This window comes from Pseudomonas sp. Leaf15 (assembly GCF_001421425.1).
Lineage (GTDB): Bacteria > Pseudomonadota > Gammaproteobacteria > Pseudomonadales > Pseudomonadaceae > Aquipseudomonas > Aquipseudomonas salomonii.
On sequence record NZ_LMKI01000023.1, the window covers coordinates 423211 to 439307 of the forward strand.

Sequence of the window (16097 nt, forward strand, 5' to 3'; positions counted from 1 at the left end):
ACGGGTTGACGTGCAGTCGAGAAAGCCATGCCAACCTCTTGCATTCGCCGGTGTTTTCGCCGAACAGGTAACTTGTAGTCCCTGCTCCGTATCGCGCACTTCCTTGCCATGGCTAGAGCTGCACCTGATTGTCCAGGTGCAGGAACTAACTTCTGACAAGGAGCAGTCATGCGCACACTGCCAGTTTCTCTCACGTATTTGGCTTTCACGTTGATGGCGGCTTGGCCACTGCCGTCGCCAGGCGCTTGCACGATCAACACCACCGCCGGCAATGACACCTCGACCTGTGACAGCGGTGCCGCACCGGGCTTTACCGACACAGCCGGCAACAACACGCTGAACCTCAGCGGCAGCGGCACCCTTAATGGCGCTGTCACCTTCGGTGCCGGCAACGACTCGGTGGAGATCAACGGTGCGACAGCTGCAATCAATGGGGCGTTGGACCAGGGTGACGGCGCGAACATCTTTCGCCTGACGTTGGGCACCGTCGGGGCCGTCACCCAAGGGGATGGCGCGGACCTGGCACAGATCAGCGGCGGGCAGGCCGGGGCGATCATCCAGGGCGGGGGCGTCGATAACTTTGTCATGAGCGCCGGCACCATCGAATCCCTGGCCCAAGGCGATGGGCATGACACCTTTACCATGACCGGTGGCACCGTCAAGGGCGCTTTTGAAGACGGCGATCAAGCGCTGATGACCGGCGGCACCCTTGGCCGGGTCGACATGAAACTCGATAACAACGTCTTCGATATGCGCGGCGGGACCATCGTCGGCAACCTTGTCACTGGGCTTGGCAGGGATACCATTCTGGTATCGGGTACCAGCATCATCGGCGGCAACATCAGCACCAGCGCCGGCGTGGATCTGATTCGGGTCAGTGGTGGCTGGGTCAACGGCCAAATCCTCACCAGCTTCGGCGCCGATCAGTTCATCTGGATCGATGGGGGAACCATCAATGGGGCAATCCTCATGGGCGCCGATGATGATGCTGCCCTGTTGAAAAACCTCAGCGAGACCTTGCTGGCCTCCAACCCCCAACTGGACGGCGGCCTGGGTAACGACACACTGACCTTTGACGCCACACAAACCAGTGCCCCGAGCCACTACACCGGCTGGGAACGGGTGTTTCTAGTCAATGGCTCAGCCCTGACACTGGGCGGCGTATTCGTGTTGGGAAGCAGTGATACCGGGACGGGCGCGATGAGCATCGATGCAACGAGCCGATTGAGCGTTACCACCGGCACCCTCTCACCCTTCACGGCCGGGCAATTGGTGAGCTTGAACAATGCAGGCCTGATCGACATGACCACCGGCAGTTCCAGTGCGACCGACAGTTTGACGGTCAATGGCAATTACATCGGCACGGGCGGTCGGCTGGCGCTGCAAACGGTGTTGGGTGCGGATAACTCCGCCAGCGACAAACTGGTGGTCAGCCAAGGCACACTGCAGGGCACCACGGCGATCAGCATCACCAACCTGGGCGGTGCAGGTGCGTTGACCGTGCAGGATGGCATTGCGGTGGTGCAGGCAACCCAGGGCGCCACCAGCAGCGTCGGCGCTTTCTCGTTGGCGGGCCCCGTGTCTGCCGGTGCGTTTGACTATCAGTTGTTTAAAGGCGGCGTGACTGCCGGTACTGAGCAAAATTATTACCTGCGCTCCACCGTGCCTGCCCTCCCCGCACCCGGTGCGGTGATAGCGGCGCCCGCCCCTGCGCCTGGCACACCGGCACTGCCACCCAGCTCGGGCAGCGCCGCCATCCCCCTCTACCGCGCTGAAGTGCCGGTTTACTCGGTGCTCTTTGAGGCCGCCGAACACATCGTCCAAGGGATGCTGGGCACTTACCATGAACGCCAGGGCGATCAGGGTCGGCAACAACCGACCGGAGTGTTTCCAACCGGCTGGGCCCGCGTGTTCGGCGGCAACAGTCGCCAGCGCTTTGCCGGCACGGTCAGCCCGACGCTGGACAGCTCAGTGTCGGCGTTCCAGGTGGGCAGCGACCTGTACGCCACCACCACGGACAACGGCAACACTCACCGAGTCGGCTTTTTTGTCGGCCACAGCCGCTTGCAAGGCGACGTCAAGGGCTTCAACGCTGGTTTCCAGGACAAGCACGCGGGCAGCCTCACCTTGCGCGGCGACAGCCTGGGCGTCTACTGGACACTGATCGGCGCCAACCGCGCGTATCTGGACCTGGTGGTAATGGGCACCCGCTTCACCGGCAACAACGAGTCCGAGCGGGGTATCAAGATGAAAACCAAAGGCAGCAATGCACTGGCTTCCGCCGAGGTGGGCAGGCCTTTTACGCTGGGCGCACACTGGGAGTTGGAGCCACAAGCCCAGCTCATCGTTGACCGCACCCGACTGGACAGCCAGCACGACCGGATCTCCGCCGTCGCCTACGACGCCGACACCCACATTACCACGCGTCTCGGTGCCCGCCTGCGCGGCAGTTATGAAGTGCGTGGCATGCCGCTGCAGCCGTATGTGCGCGCCAACATCTGGCATGCCCGAGCCGGCACCAACACGGTGCGATTCGATGATGCTACCGACATCGACACTGAGCAGAAGTCGACCACGCTGGACCTCAACCTCGGCGCCAACCTGACCATTGCCAAAGGCATCAGCCTGTACAGCCAACTGGGCTACAACCGCAACCTGGACAGCAACGCGCTCAACGGTCGCCAAGTCACACTGGGGCTGAGCATGGATTTCTAAACCGCATGTTTGTATCAGTCTGTGTATAGGAGACGTTGCGATACACAACGTTTAACCCACAGCGTTTGCTGAAACACAGCCGATACAGCGCGACGTTCAACTGAGCACCCGGCACACATCAAGCCCAAGGAGGCTCGCCATGCACGCTCAGTTGAAACGCCACCCACTGTTCCTCGCCTTTGCCCTGTTGCCCTTCACTGCCGTGGGCATGGCCCATGCCGAGATGCCCGAGCCGCAACCCGCGGCAGCGCAGCACCAAGCCGGTTTCGGCACGCTCAAGCACATCAAGGCCGGCCTGCTGGACGTGGCCTACGCCGAGGTTGGCCCGGCCGATGGCCAAGTGGTGATTCTGTTGCATGGCTGGCCCTACGATATCGACAGCTACGCCAACGTCGCGCCGCTGTTGGCCGCCAAGGGCTATCGCGTGTTGATCCCGTATGCCCGTGGGTATGGCGACACGCGTTTTCTGTCGGATAAGACCCTGCGCAACGGTGAACCGGCAGCGTTGGCCCAGGATGTGATCGACTTCATGGACGCGCTGAAGATCCAGCAAGCGGTGCTCGGCGGTTATGACTGGGGCGCCCGTTCGGCGGATATTGTCTCGGCGCTGTGGCCCGAACGCGTGAAGGCGTTGGTGTCCGTCAGTGGCTACCTGATCGGTAACCAGGCCGCCGGCAAAAACCCGTTGCCACCCAAAGCGGAATTGCAGTGGTGGTATCAGTTCTACTTCGCCACCGAACGCGGCGCCGCCGGCTACCAGAAAAACACCCACGATTTTGCCAAGCTGATCTGGCAGACCGCCTCGCCGAAGTGGGCCTTTGACGACGCCACCTTCGAGCGCAGCGCCAAAGGCCTGGACAACCCCGATCACGTGGCCATCACGGTGTTCAACTACCGCTGGCGCCTCGGCCTGGTGCAGGGCGAAGCGCAATACGCGGCCCTGCAGCAAAGACTGGCGCAGTCGCCGAGCATTGGCGTGCCGACCATCACCCTTGAAGGCGACGCCAACGGTGCGCCGCACCCGCTACCGGAGGACTACGCCAAACGTTTTACCGGCAAGTACCAGTTCCGTCTGGTCAGCGGCGGCATCGGCCATAACCTGCCGCAAGAAGCGCCGGCGGCGTTTGCCAAGGCCGTCATAGACGCCGACCAGCTGTGACGGCTCTAGCCATATGCCACCTATGGAAGATGTGAAATTTTTGTTAACTATGTCTCCCCAAAGGCTTTTTTGCTACGGCCCGATCTGCCACACTAATGCGAATAATTATCAACAGATTTATTATTCGCTAGGGACGGCGTTCAGGGGAGACTCCGTTTCATGTCTGTGCAACTTCATGGTGGCAAAGCTTTTACACCCAGTTTGATGGCATTGGCGGTTTGTCTTGCCACCTCGCCTGCGGCCTTCGCCGCCGACGCGCAACAGCCGCCAGAGGTGGTTGAGCTGGGTGCGACGCAGATCAACACTGAGCAAGTCCTCGGTGCGACGACCGAAGGCAGCCATTCCTACACCACCGGCTCGATGGCAACCGCGACCAAACTGCCGCTTACCCTGCGTGAAACCCCGCAAGCGGTCACGGTCATTACCCGTCAGCGGATGGACGACCAGGCGATGACCAGCATCAACGACGTGGTAAAAGCCACGCCAGGTTTGTTCCTGAATTTCTCCAGTGGCCCTGGGCGGGAATCCTATACCTCACGTGGTTTCGACATCGACAACCTGATGTATGACGGCATCCCCACCGGCTATAACGGCGTTTCAGTCGGCGCCCAGCCGAACCTGGCAATGTTCGACCGCGTCGAGATCGTACGCGGTGCCACCGGTTTGGTGACCGGTGCAGGCAACCCTTCGGCGGCCATCAACCTGATACGCAAGCGACCACTGGACGAGCAAAAGGTCACCCTCACCGGCGCCGCCGGCAGCTGGGACGACTACCGTGGCGAGCTGGACGCCTCCAGCCCACTCAATGACAGTGGCACATGGCGCGGCCGGGTTGTGACCTCTTACCGTGACGCCAATGGTTTTATCGACAAAGCCAAGGAAGACCACGGCCTGTTCTATGCCGTCACCGAGGCAGACCTCAGCGAAGACACCACCCTGACCCTCGGTTTCTCGAACCAGAAGGACAAGACCAATTACTTCTGGGGATCTTCGATGGTTGGCCAGGACGGCCATCACTTGAACCTGCCGCGCTCCTACAACCCAGGGACCACTTGGGAGAACAAGGACCAGGAAATCAACACGGTGTTTGCCGAACTGCGTCAGCGCCTGGCCAACGACTGGAAATTGCAGATCAACGCCAACTACGCTGAGCAGGACGCGCTGTTTTCGGGCTCCTACCAGTCGCGCTGGGTCAACAACACCCTGGCGCGCACGGTTTACCAGGCCTCTTACGATGAAAACCAGGCCGGCGTCGACGCCTTCGCCAGCGGCCCCTTCCAGGCCTTCGGGCGTACCCATGAATTGGTGGTCGGCGCCAGCCGCCGCATCTTTGACATGACCACCCACAACTACAGCCCGTACAACTTGAACTGGCCACTGACGGCGGGCAAACCGGACTTCGTCCACACCACCAGCGACCGCGACGTCACCACCCAGGATGGTGTCTACCTCACCACACGCCTGAGCCTGGCCGACCCGCTGAAGCTGATCCTGGGCGCCCGCCTGGACTGGTATGACTACGATGCCCATGGCAGCAACGATGGCGATTACCATGTCACGCGCAACCTCACCCGCTACGCCGGACTTATCTACGACCTGGACGACCACCACTCGGTGTATGTCAGCTACAGCGACATCTTTACTCCGCAGAGTGACAAGGACAGCACCGGCACACCGCTCAAACCGATTGTCGGCAAGAACTATGAGGTCGGTATCAAGGGCGAATACCTGGGCGGCGCACTGAATGCTAGTGTCGCGCTGTTTCGTGTAGACCAGGAAAACCGTGCCGTGGCGGTCGTAGTACCGAACTGCCCGCAAGCATCCTGCGCGGTAGCCTCAGGCGAGATTCGCAGCCAGGGTATCGACATGGAACTGCAGGGCGCATTGACCCCCAATTGGCAGGTTGGCGGCGGCTACACCTATGCACGCACCCACACCATCAAGGATGACGCCAACCCGCAAAATGTTAACAAACAGTTCGACACCGACATCCCGGAACACTTGTTCAAACTGACCACCAACTACCACTTCCAGGGCGCTCTGGAAAAACTCCGCATAGGCGGCAACGTCTACTGGCAAAGCCGTTTGTACAACGACTTCAAAGTCGCGGACGGCAGCACCTACCGCCTCAAACAAGGCGCCTATGCCGTGACCGACCTGATGGCTGGCTACCAGGTCAACCAGCATCTGGACCTGCAGCTCAATGCCAACAACATCTTTGATCGCACGTATTACCAGTCCATCTCCAGCTCCGTGAGCTATGGCGGCGACTCCTACGGCGCACCGCGCAATATGATGGTGACCGCCAAATATAGCTTCTGACCCTGTTTGTATTTTCGGTCGCCCGTTCGGGCGGCCGTTCTTAAGTCTTCCTGTCCACTGCCGATAACGATTGGTTACAGCTGATCCGGCAAAAAACCTGATACCTGCTTTGCTTTTTACCGGCGGCCCTTCGTGGCACGCCACATGCTTTGTTCCTGGCTCGACCACATGGAGTAAAAGTGAATGCCCGAACGCGCCCGTTTCCTGGAGCACTACCGCAAAGCCGACCGCATCATGCTGGCGTTGATCTGGCTGATGTTTCTATTCTCCCTGGGCCTGGCCTTCTGGCACGACACCTGGCTGCAAGCCGTGATCGTCGGCGGCGGCGCCAGCGTGGTGCTCACACTGCTCTATCGCGCCCTCGGAGGCACCCGATTGATGCGCTGTTTGCTGGGCGCTGGCCTGATGGTCATGGCCGCGCTGCAGATCAACCAGTCCGAGGGCTTGATCGAATCGCACTTCGGTATCTTCGCACTGCTGGCGGTGCTGACGTTTTACCGCGACTGGCTGCCGATCCTCGTCGCGGCGGTGACCATCGCCGTCCACCACGTGGTGTTTCACGCGTTGCAGCACCAGGGTTTCCCGGTGTTTGTGATGGACCATCATGGCGGCTGGAACATGGTGTTCGTGCACGCTTTCTACGTAGTGATGGAGACGGTCGCCCTGCTCTACCTCGCCATTCATAGCCAGGCCGAGGCGGTCGAAAGCCAGGAAATGCTGGAAAAAATGCTCGCCGTGACGTCCCAGCTCACGGTAGAAACCGCCCAGGGTGAAGGCAAGGCGCATGTGTCCCTGGCCAAGCGTTTCGACCACTTCCTGCAGCAGATCACCCACCTGATCGATGGCGTGACCCGCGACTCCCACGGTCTCGGCCAACTCGGCCAGGCGTTGGCCAGCGCCAGCGGCACATTAGAAAAAGGTGCGCGCCATCAACTGGTCGAAATCAACCAGATGACCGACTCAATGCAGCGCATGGAAGACGCCACTGGCCACATTACCCTGCACGTCGAGCAAGCCGTGGAACACGCGGGCAAAGCCAGCCAACAGATTGCACGGGGCCAGGACAGTGTCGGTCGCGCCCAGCATGAAATCACCCAATTGGCCTCACGCATCAACGGCACCAATGAGACGGTGCAAGGCCTGGCCACACAAGCCGAGCAGATCGGCTCGGTACTCGAAGTGATCAGCAGCATCGCCAACCAGACCAATCTGCTGGCGCTCAACGCCGCCATCGAAGCCGCCCGCGCCGGCGAGCAAGGCCGAGGTTTTGCGGTGGTCGCCGACGAGGTCCGCAGCCTGGCGCAACGCACCGCCGTCTCCACCCAGGAAATCAAACAGATCATCGAAGGCCTGCAACACGGCAGCCGCCAAGCCGTCGAGGCCATGCACGACAGCCAGGCAGGTGTAGCGCGTTGTGTGGAAGACAGCCAACTGGCAGTGGACATGTTGCAGGCCGTGGGCGCCGACATCGCGCATATCGACGAGCTGAACGGGCGAATCGTGACGACCACCCGCGAACAGACCTCGGCCAACCTGGAGATTGTCGGGCGCCTGCAGTCAGTGCAAAACATTGCGCAAAGTACCGCCGATGATGTGGAAACCCTGGCGCGCAGCAGTGAGCGGTTGCCGCCGATTGCGATAAGGCTGGATGCGTTGGGGCGCAGGTTTCATCCGTGAAGACAGCGTCAGCGTGAAGATGGCTCAGCCTGGCAGAATCGCCGATTTTCTTGCCCGCATCCGCGCCAAGGCATACACCGTGCGGGTGCGCCAGCCACTGACACAAGCGTGCCTCTGAGTACCAGGTTCTTCAGGTACGCAGCTTGGCGACAGGCTACTGTTCCAGTGCATCCAGCGTGCGTTTGAGTCGCCTCAGGTTGCTGTTGACGATCAGCTTGTGCGCCGGCCCCACCGGCAACATGTACAGACGCCCAAAGGTGTTATGGGTAAGCACCGATGAGGTAATCGTAAACACCCGATCAGTGATCGACAGACAAATCATCACATCCAGGTGCCGGTCGCGCTCGGTCAGCACCAACACGTCCGGGGCGCTGTGTTCTACCAGGAAAAAATCCAGCCGCTCGCCCGCCTGCACGGTGTTTCGCGGTGAGCCCGAGAACCCACCGATACGTTTCACACCGAACCGCGAAGAAATCCCGTCGCGGATTCGAAAGGCCAACTGCATGAACACCCCAGGTTCGGCGGTCATGATGTTCCACGCCTCCAGTGCAGTGATATCAGCGGGCAACAGGACCGACCTGCGGTCGTAGTAATCAAGCGCTGTCGGTACACCCAGCGCGTGAACAATGTTCGTGGTAACCAACTGATTTTCTCCCTGAAAAACGCGGTGTGTGATGACGCAGGGCGCAGGTTATTTTGCATGGCGACTCAAGTAAAGCGCGGGGCAGGCTGGGTATCGTAGTAAGCCAAGATAAATCTGACCTCAGGGGCTGACTTCGTGATTGTGCCCCACGCGCGCGGGGGCTCACGCGCTAATTGCTCAAGCGCCTCGACTGCATTTATCCTCAACGCTTCCATCCACCCCAACCCAGAGCCGCCATGGACCTCGCCACCCTCGCCCTCTTCCTCCCCGCATGCTTCGCCCTGAACATGGCGCCCGGCCCCAATAACCTGCTGTCCGTGAGCAACTCCACGCGCTATGGCTATCGCACGTCTTGCCTTGCCGGTATTGGCCGTTTGCTGGCCTTTGCCGGCATGATCGCCCTCGCCTCTGCCGGTTTGGCGGTGGTGTTGCAGACTTCGGAGCTGCTGTTCTACGGGATCAAGATTCTCGGTGCAGCGTATCTGTTTTATCTGGCGTTTCAGCTGTGGCGGGCTAATCCAGAGCAAGAAGCTGAATCAGCGACGCACCAGGTGGGATTGTGGGCCTTGGCGCGTCAGGAGTTTCTGGTGGCGGCCGGCAACCCGAAAGCCATCCTGATCTTCACCGCGTTCCTCCCGCAATTCGTGGTGCCAGGCCAACCGATCACCCCACAATTCGCGCTGCTGGGTGCGATGTTCCTGGCGCTTGAATGGATCGCCATCAGTGCCTACGCGTATATGGGCCTGCACATGCGCCGCTGGTTTGCCGAGCCCAGTGGCAAGCGGATTTTCAATCGTTGCTGCGCCGGGTTGTTATCGGCGGCGGCGACGGTATTGTTGATGGCGCGCAGGACTTAATTATCTCCCCCAAGACAAGGAAAAGTCGATGAAAACCCTGATAGTCGGTGCAAGCAAAGGCCTGGGCAAAGCCTTGATTGAAGGCCTTGGTGAGCCCGATGACACACTGATCGGTGTTTCCCGCAGCCGTCCTGAAATCCTCGCGCCGCTTGCCGGTGTGCACCTGCATTGGGTCGAGGCCAACCTGGCCGAGCCTGCCAAGGCTGCGCAGGTCATTGCCGACGCAGTAGCAGAGCAAGGGCTGGACACGCTGATCTACAACCTCGGCATCTGGGAAGCGTTAGCCTTCGACCCGGCCTACCTGTTCACCGACGACAGCGACGACCAGCTGGAAGCCATCGTCAGTTGCAATATCACTTCAACCATCCTGCTGATCAAACGCCTGCTGCCGGTGCTACTCAAGAGCGCCAACCCGAGGATTATCCTCACCGGTTCCACCTCCGGCCTGCCGCAAAGTGGTCGCCCGGAAGTTGCCTTCGGTGCCTCCAAATTCGCCCTGCGCGGAATCGCCGATGCCTTGCGCGAAGGCTACCGAAACCAGCGCCTGGCGGTGACGTGCCTGAATCTGGGCTACCTGAACACCGAAGACCCGCTGAGCACACCACGCGCCCAGGCCGCGCAACGCGATGAAGGCCACTCGATTCCCGTGCACGATGTGGTGCAGGTGGTGCGGATGGCCTTGAGTTTGTCTTCGGCCAGTTTCGTCAAGGACATCACCTTGCCCGCCATCCTTGACGAGCGCTTTTGACCAAGGAGAACGCGACATGACCCGAACCGAGCTCGCCGACTTTTACCAAGGCTACATCGATTGTCTCAACCGCCAGGACTGGGAACAGCTGGGCCACTTCGTCCACCCGCAAGTGACCTACAACGCCACCGCTGTCGGCCTGGCAGGCTACCGCGCGATGCTGGAACGCGACTTTCGTGAGATCCCCGACCTGGTGTTTCACATCCAACTGCTGGTAGCCGACCCGCCTACCGTCGCCAGCCGGTTGAATTTCACCGTGAGCCCCAGAGGTGAGTTCTTCGGGCTGCCGATCAATGGCAGGACGGTGAGCTTCGATGAAAACGTGTTCTACGAGTGCCGCGACGGCAAAATTGCGCAGGTCTGGTCGGTGATCGACAAAGCCGCGATAGCCCAACAGCTGACACCCGATAAGCCTTGATCGACTGTCGTCTAGACTCTCTACACCCGACCAACCCGTGGAGACCCAAGATGAACAAAAACACCCTCTGCCTCTGGTACAACGGCACCGCCCTGGAGGCGGCGAAGTTCTACGCCGAGACGTTTCCGGACAGCGTTGTGAAGGCCGTGCATCATGCCCCCGGCGACTTTCCGGCGGGCAAGCAAGGCGATGTGTTGACCGTCGATTTCACCGTGCTGGGCATCCCCTGCCTGGGCCTGAATGGCGGCCCGGCGTTCCCGCACACCGAAGCGTTTTCGTTTCAGGTGGCCACGGACGACCAGGCCGAAACCGACCGCTATTGGAACGCCATTATCGACAACGGCGGCCAGGCCAGCGCCTGCGGCTGGTGCAAGGACAAGTGGGGCGTGTCCTGGCAGATCACCCCGCGCGTCTTGTCTGAGGCGGTGACTCACGCCGACCCTGACATCGCCAAGCGTGCGTTCGATGCGATGATGACCATGACCAAGATTGACGTGGCCGCCATCGAAGCTGCGGTAGCTGGGCGTTGAACGCAACACAAACCTAAAGTGGGAGCGGGCTTGCTCGCGAAAGCGGTGGGTCAGTCAATTTAACGGCCACTGATACACCGCTTTCGCGAGCAAGCCCGCTCCCACAGTTGACCGAGTAAGGCTTGCCGGCTCCCGCACCCGCCCGCACTCTGTCATCCTAGCGGCCTCAGTCGTCGAACACGAGTCTCAGGCCCATGAACCATGGCGTAAAACTCGAACCGCGCACCATCCCGGTCCCAAGCTCGATCAGCGCCCCAGCCCAGGCAACACTCCAGCGCCTGGTCGGGGCTGATGGCGTGCCGCTGAACGCACTGCACAGCATGCCCGCGCCGCACGACCACGATGGCTGGCGCCAGCTGCAAGCCGTCGTCGCCCAGAACTACGCCAGCGCCAACGCAGGGCAAGCGGACGCCCTGCGCGCCAACCTACACACCATCACCATAGAAAGCGCCACCGTGCACGTGGCCACACCGCCAGGCCACACACCCTTTGCCTACATTGATCTGCACGGCGGCGCACTGGTGTTCGGTGGCGGCGAAAACTGCCGTATTGCCGCCGGCAAGCAGGCCGACCAGCACCACGTGATGTGCTACGGCATCGACTACCGCATGCCGCCCGACCACCCGTACCCGGCGGCGCTGGATGACTGTCTGGCCACCTACCGCCATGTACTCAAGCACCATGCGCCTGAGCACATCGTGATTGGCGGCCGTTCGGCAGGCGGCAACCTGGCGGCGGCAATGGTGTTGCGCGCCCGTGATGAAGGGTTGCCGACGCCGGCGGCGCTGGTGCTGCTCTCGCCGGAGGTCGACCTGACCGAATCCGGCGACAGTTTCCACGTCAACCGAGGCGTCGACGTGGTTCTGCCCATGCCGCTGATGAGCACCAACTTGCTGTATGCCAACGGCGCGGATTTGTCCCACCCGTACCTGTCGCCTCTGTTTGGTGATTTGACTGGCTTCCCGCCGACCTTTCTGCAAAGCGGCACACGGGATCTGTTCCTGTCCAACACCGTGCGCATGCACCGTGCCCTGCGCCAGGCGCAGGTGCCGGCGCTACTGCATGTGTTCGAAGCCATGCCCCATGGTGGCTTCATGGGTGCACCGGAAGATGCGGAGCTGGCAGCCGAGGTCGCCGCATTTGTGCGTGAACACCTGCGGCGGGGTTGACACATCCCGTCACATCCCCTGAAGATGCAGATCTTATTCAGGGTGTGCCAGCGCATGTCAGCAGCGTCTTTCGTTAACCTTCCCGTCATTGGCTTGATTGCCAAGGCGCAAGGTTGCGTGGCGCACGCCCTCAAATCGAAGAAACAGTCGCTCATGTGACCGGGGCGCGCTGTCCCGTCAGATGAGCTGACAGGACATTGAGCGCGACGGACCCCACCTCCTTCTGCACAATCCCCTCTGGCCTTCTGACGGTGACTTTAGCGGTCAACCATCAGGAGAAAGTGCATGTCATCGTTTCAAGGTATATGGGTGCCCGTGGTCACGCCGTTTCAGGATGGCGCCATCGACTTTATCGGCCTGCACCGGCTGGTCAGCCACCTGCTGGAAAAACACGCGGCCGGGATCATGGTCTGCACCACCACCGGCGAAGCCGCGGCGTTGAGCCGCCAGGAGCAGCTCGCCGTGCTCGATGCCGTACTGCAATGGGTACCCGCACAGCGGGTGGTGATGGGCCTGGCGGGCAGCAATCAGATTGAACTGCTGCACTTTCAAAGCGAAATTCTCAAGCGTCCGGTCGCTGGTCTGCTGGTGCCCGCGCCCAGCTATATCCGCCCTTCCCAGGCTGGCCTTGAGGCGTTTTTTCGCACGGTGGCGGATGCCTCCAGCGTGCCGATTGTTCTCTACGACATTCCCTACCGCACCGGCGTAACCTTCGAGCAGGCTACGTTGTTGAACATCGTCAAACACCCGCGAATCGCTGCGATCAAAGATTGCGGCGGCAACCTGGCCAACACCTTGGCGCTGCTGGCCAGTGGTGACGTGGATGTATTGTGCGGCGAAGACATCCAGATCTTCAACGCGCTATGCCTGGGCGCCAGTGGCGCGATTGCGGCCTCGGCGCATGTGCGCACCGAGGCCTTTGTGGCGCTGTGCCAGCAAGTTCGCGACCACCAATTGGCCGAGGCCAGGGCGACGTTTTTCACGCTGTTGCCGCTGATCAACACGCTGTTTATGGAGCCCAACCCGGCACCGGTGAAGGCTGCGCTGGCGTTGCAAGGCTTGATCGGCAGCGAACTGCGCGCGCCGATGCAAGCCGCCAGTGCGCACGTAAAGCAGGCGTTGGGCGAGCTGCTGTAAACGCCCTGTCGGGTTCATGCGCCAAAAAAAGACATCCAACGGACCGCCCGGTTGCGACCGGCGCGATCCCGGCCTATGTTCCAAGGCACGCGTTTACTTTGCTGCTCCACCTCTGTCTGCTCGCAACCAAGGTGAATTCATGCCCAGCCTTTCACGTCCCGCCGTGCTCGAACTGATCGGCAACACGCCGCTGGTCAAGGTCAGCCGTTTCGATACTGGCCCTTGCACGCTGTTTCTCAAGCTTGAATCACAGAACCCCGGAGGTTCGATCAAGGACCGCATCGGCCTGGCGATGATCGACGCCGCCGAACGCGACGGCCGCCTGCAGCCGGGCGGCACCATCATCGAAGCCACCGCCGGCAACACCGGCCTGGGCCTGGCGCTGGTCGGCCGGGCCAAAGGCTATCGTGTGGTGCTGGTGGTGCCCGACAAGATGTCGACTGAAAAGGTCTTGCACCTCAAGGCCATGGGCGCCGAGGTGCATATCACGCGCTCCGACGTGGGCAAGGGCCATCCCGAGTATTACCAGGATGTGGCCGCACGCCTGGCCAACGACATTCCCGGTTCATTTTTCGCCGACCAGTTCAACAACCCGGCCAACCCGCTGGCCCACGAAACCAGCACCGCCCCGGAAATCTGGGCGCAAACCCAGCATGATCTGGACGCTATTGTGGTCGGTGTCGGTTCGGCCGGCACCCTCACCGGGCTTACGCGCTTCTTCAAACGCGTGCAGCCCGAGCTGGAAATGGTACTGGCCGACCCGGTGGGCTCGGTGATGGCCGAATACAGCCGCAGCGGCAACATGCAAACGCCCGGCGCCTGGGCCGTGGAAGGCATCGGCGAAGACTTTATCCCCTCGATTGCCGACCTCTCCAGCGTGCGCCATGCTTACTCCATCAGCGATGAAGAAAGCTTCGACCACGCCCGCCAGTTACTCAAGGCCGAAGGTATCCTCGGCGGCTCATCCACCGGCACCCTGCTTGCCGCCGCACTGCGTTATTGCCGCGAACAAACCGAGCCCAAGCGCGTGGTCACCTTCGTCTGCGACACCGGTACGCGCTACTTGTCCAAGGTCTACAACGACCAATGGATGAACGACGCGGGCCTGTTGCAATACAAACACTACGGCGACCTGCGTGACCTGATCGCGCGGCGCTTCGAAGACGGCCGGGTGATCAGCGTGAGCCCCGACGACAGCTTGCTCACCGCCTTCCAGCGCATGCGCCTGGCGGATGTCTCGCAACTGCCGGTGCTGGTGGATGGGCGTGAATTGGTCGGTGTCATCGACGAATCCGACATCCTGCTGGGCCTGCATCAGGACGCCACACATTTTTCCATGGTGGTGGCAGACGCCATGAGCAAAACCTTGCAAACCCTGGCCCCCAGCGCCAGCCTGGCCGAACTGCAGGCGGAACTGGATCGCGGCCTGGTCGCGATTATTGCCGACACTTCCGGCTTCCATGGCCTGATCACCCGCGTCGACCTGCTTAACCACCTACGGAGATCCCTTGCATGAGCCTGCCCGATAAAAGCGCGTTTGCCACCCGTGTGATCCACGCCGGGCAATCCCCCGACCCGACCACGGGCGCGCTGATGCCGCCGATCTACGCCAACTCCACCTATTTGCAGGACAGCCCCGGCGTGCACAAGGGTTTTGATTACGGGCGCTCCCACAACCCCACGCGGTTTGCCCTGGAGCGCTGCGTGGCCGACCTGGAGGGCGGCAGCGCGGCGTTTGCATTTGCTTCCGGGCTGGCGGCGATTTCCACTGTGCTGGAACTGTTGGATGCCGGTGCGCATATTGTCTCCGGCAACGACCTGTATGGCGGCACGTTCCGCCTGTTCGACAAGGTGCGCCAACGCAGCGCCGGGCACCGTTTCAGCTTTGTCGATTTAAGCGACCTGTCGGCCTTTGAAGCCTCACTGCAGAGCGACACACGCATGGTCTGGGTCGAGACCCCGAGCAACCCGCTGCTGAGCCTCACCGACCTCAGCGCCATTGCGCGCATCTGTCGCGATCGCGGCATCATCTGCGTGGCGGATAACACCTTCGCCAGCCCATGGATCCAGCGCCCACTGGAGCTGGGCTTCGACATCGTGGTGCACTCCACCACCAAATACCTCAACGGCCACTCCGACGTGATCGGCGGTATCGCCATCGTCGGCCACAACCCGGAACTCGCCGAGCGCCTGGGCTTTTTGCAAAACTCGGTCGGCGCAATTGCCGGCCCGTTCGATGCCTTCCTGACCCTGCGCGGGGTAAAAACCCTGGCACTGCGTATGGAGCGCCATTGCAGCAACGCCCTGGACCTGGCCACCTGGCTGGAACAGCAGCCGCAAGTGTCGCGGGTGTACTACCCAGGCCTGGCCTCGCACCCGCAGCACGCACTGGCGCGCCAACAGATGCACGGGTTTGGCGGGATGATTTCGGTGGACTTGAACAGTGACCTGGCGGGTGCCACACGTTTTCTCGAAAACGTGAAGATTTTCGCCCTCGCCGAAAGCCTCGGCGGCGTGGAAAGCCTGATCGAACACCCGGCGATCATGACCCATGCGAGCATTCCAGCGGCGACACGGGCGCAGTTGGGGATTGGCGATGGGTTGGTGCGGTTGTCGGTGGGGGTTGAGGATGTGGAAGATTTGAGAGCTGACCTGGCCCAGGCGCTGGCCCTGATCTAACCCCACATGATCGTTCCCACGCTCCGCGTGGGAACGATCAGCC

General features: G+C 61.3%; 13 protein-coding genes. 12 read left to right on the forward strand and 1 reads right to left on the reverse strand.

Going from position 1 to position 16097, the window contains the following annotated elements; all coding sequences use genetic code 11:
• Positions 1-168 precede the first annotated feature (168 nt).
• The 4 genes from ASE80_RS18190 to ASE80_RS31905 all read left to right on the forward strand — a co-directional run bounded on the left by ASE80_RS18190 (position 169) and on the right by ASE80_RS31905 (position 7873).
• Positions 169-2715 (forward strand): autotransporter family protein, encoded by a 2547-nt coding sequence (locus ASE80_RS18190; protein ID WP_056860157.1) that lies wholly within the window; start codon positions 169-171, stop codon positions 2713-2715.
• Positions 2716-2854: 139 nt separating this feature from the next.
• Complete coding sequence (locus ASE80_RS18195; protein WP_056860158.1) at positions 2855-3874, forward strand: alpha/beta fold hydrolase; 1020 nt, start codon at positions 2855-2857, stop codon at positions 3872-3874.
• 159 nt (positions 3875-4033) lie between these two features.
• Positions 4034-6196 carry a TonB-dependent siderophore receptor gene (locus ASE80_RS18200; protein ID WP_056860159.1) on the forward strand — a complete coding sequence of 721 codons (2163 nt, stop codon included), beginning with the start codon at positions 4034-4036 and terminating at the stop codon, positions 6194-6196.
• A 972-nt stretch (positions 6197-7168) separates the two neighbouring features.
• On the forward strand, positions 7169-7873 hold the full coding sequence (locus ASE80_RS31905; protein WP_256598176.1) for a methyl-accepting chemotaxis protein: 705 nt from the start codon (positions 7169-7171) through the stop codon (positions 7871-7873).
• 154 nt (positions 7874-8027) lie between these two features.
• Here the strand turns inward: ASE80_RS31905 and ASE80_RS18210 are convergent, their stop codons facing one another.
• Positions 8028-8516 carry a DUF2867 domain-containing protein gene (locus ASE80_RS18210; protein WP_056860161.1) on the reverse strand — a complete coding sequence of 163 codons (489 nt, stop codon included), beginning with the start codon at positions 8514-8516 and terminating at the stop codon, positions 8028-8030.
• Between the two features lie 236 nt (positions 8517-8752).
• Here ASE80_RS18210 and ASE80_RS18215 point away from each other — a divergent pair, with 236 nt between their 5' ends.
• From ASE80_RS18215 to ASE80_RS18250, 8 genes are all read left to right on the forward strand, one after another.
• Positions 8753-9373 carry a LysE family translocator gene (locus ASE80_RS18215; RefSeq protein ID WP_056860162.1) on the forward strand — a complete coding sequence of 207 codons (621 nt, stop codon included), beginning with the start codon at positions 8753-8755 and terminating at the stop codon, positions 9371-9373.
• 28 nt (positions 9374-9401) lie between these two features.
• Positions 9402-10121 (forward strand): SDR family NAD(P)-dependent oxidoreductase, encoded by a 720-nt coding sequence (locus ASE80_RS18220; protein ID WP_056860163.1) that lies wholly within the window; start codon positions 9402-9404, stop codon positions 10119-10121.
• A gap of 16 nt (positions 10122-10137) precedes the next feature.
• Positions 10138-10539, forward strand: a complete 402-nt coding sequence (locus ASE80_RS18225) for an ester cyclase (protein WP_056860164.1) — start codon at positions 10138-10140, stop codon at positions 10537-10539.
• A gap of 50 nt (positions 10540-10589) precedes the next feature.
• Positions 10590-11069, forward strand: a complete 480-nt coding sequence (locus tag ASE80_RS18230) for a VOC family protein (protein WP_056860165.1) — start codon at positions 10590-10592, stop codon at positions 11067-11069.
• Between the two features lie 194 nt (positions 11070-11263).
• Positions 11264-12238 (forward strand): alpha/beta hydrolase, encoded by a 975-nt coding sequence (locus ASE80_RS18235; protein WP_056860166.1) that lies wholly within the window; start codon positions 11264-11266, stop codon positions 12236-12238.
• Positions 12239-12523: 285 nt separating this feature from the next.
• The gene (gene dapA / locus ASE80_RS18240; RefSeq protein ID WP_056860167.1) at positions 12524-13375 is read left to right on the forward strand and encodes a 4-hydroxy-tetrahydrodipicolinate synthase; all 852 of its coding nucleotides are present in this window, start codon (positions 12524-12526) and stop codon (positions 13373-13375) included.
• Between the two features lie 139 nt (positions 13376-13514).
• Positions 13515-14891, forward strand: a complete 1377-nt coding sequence (locus ASE80_RS18245; protein WP_056860168.1) for a pyridoxal-phosphate dependent enzyme — start codon at positions 13515-13517, stop codon at positions 14889-14891.
• Complete coding sequence (locus tag ASE80_RS18250) at positions 14888-16054, forward strand: cystathionine gamma-synthase (protein ID WP_056860169.1); 1167 nt, start codon at positions 14888-14890, stop codon at positions 16052-16054. The genes ASE80_RS18245 and ASE80_RS18250 overlap by 4 nt, the downstream gene beginning before the upstream one ends.
• The last annotated feature ends 43 nt before the right edge of the window (positions 16055-16097 follow it).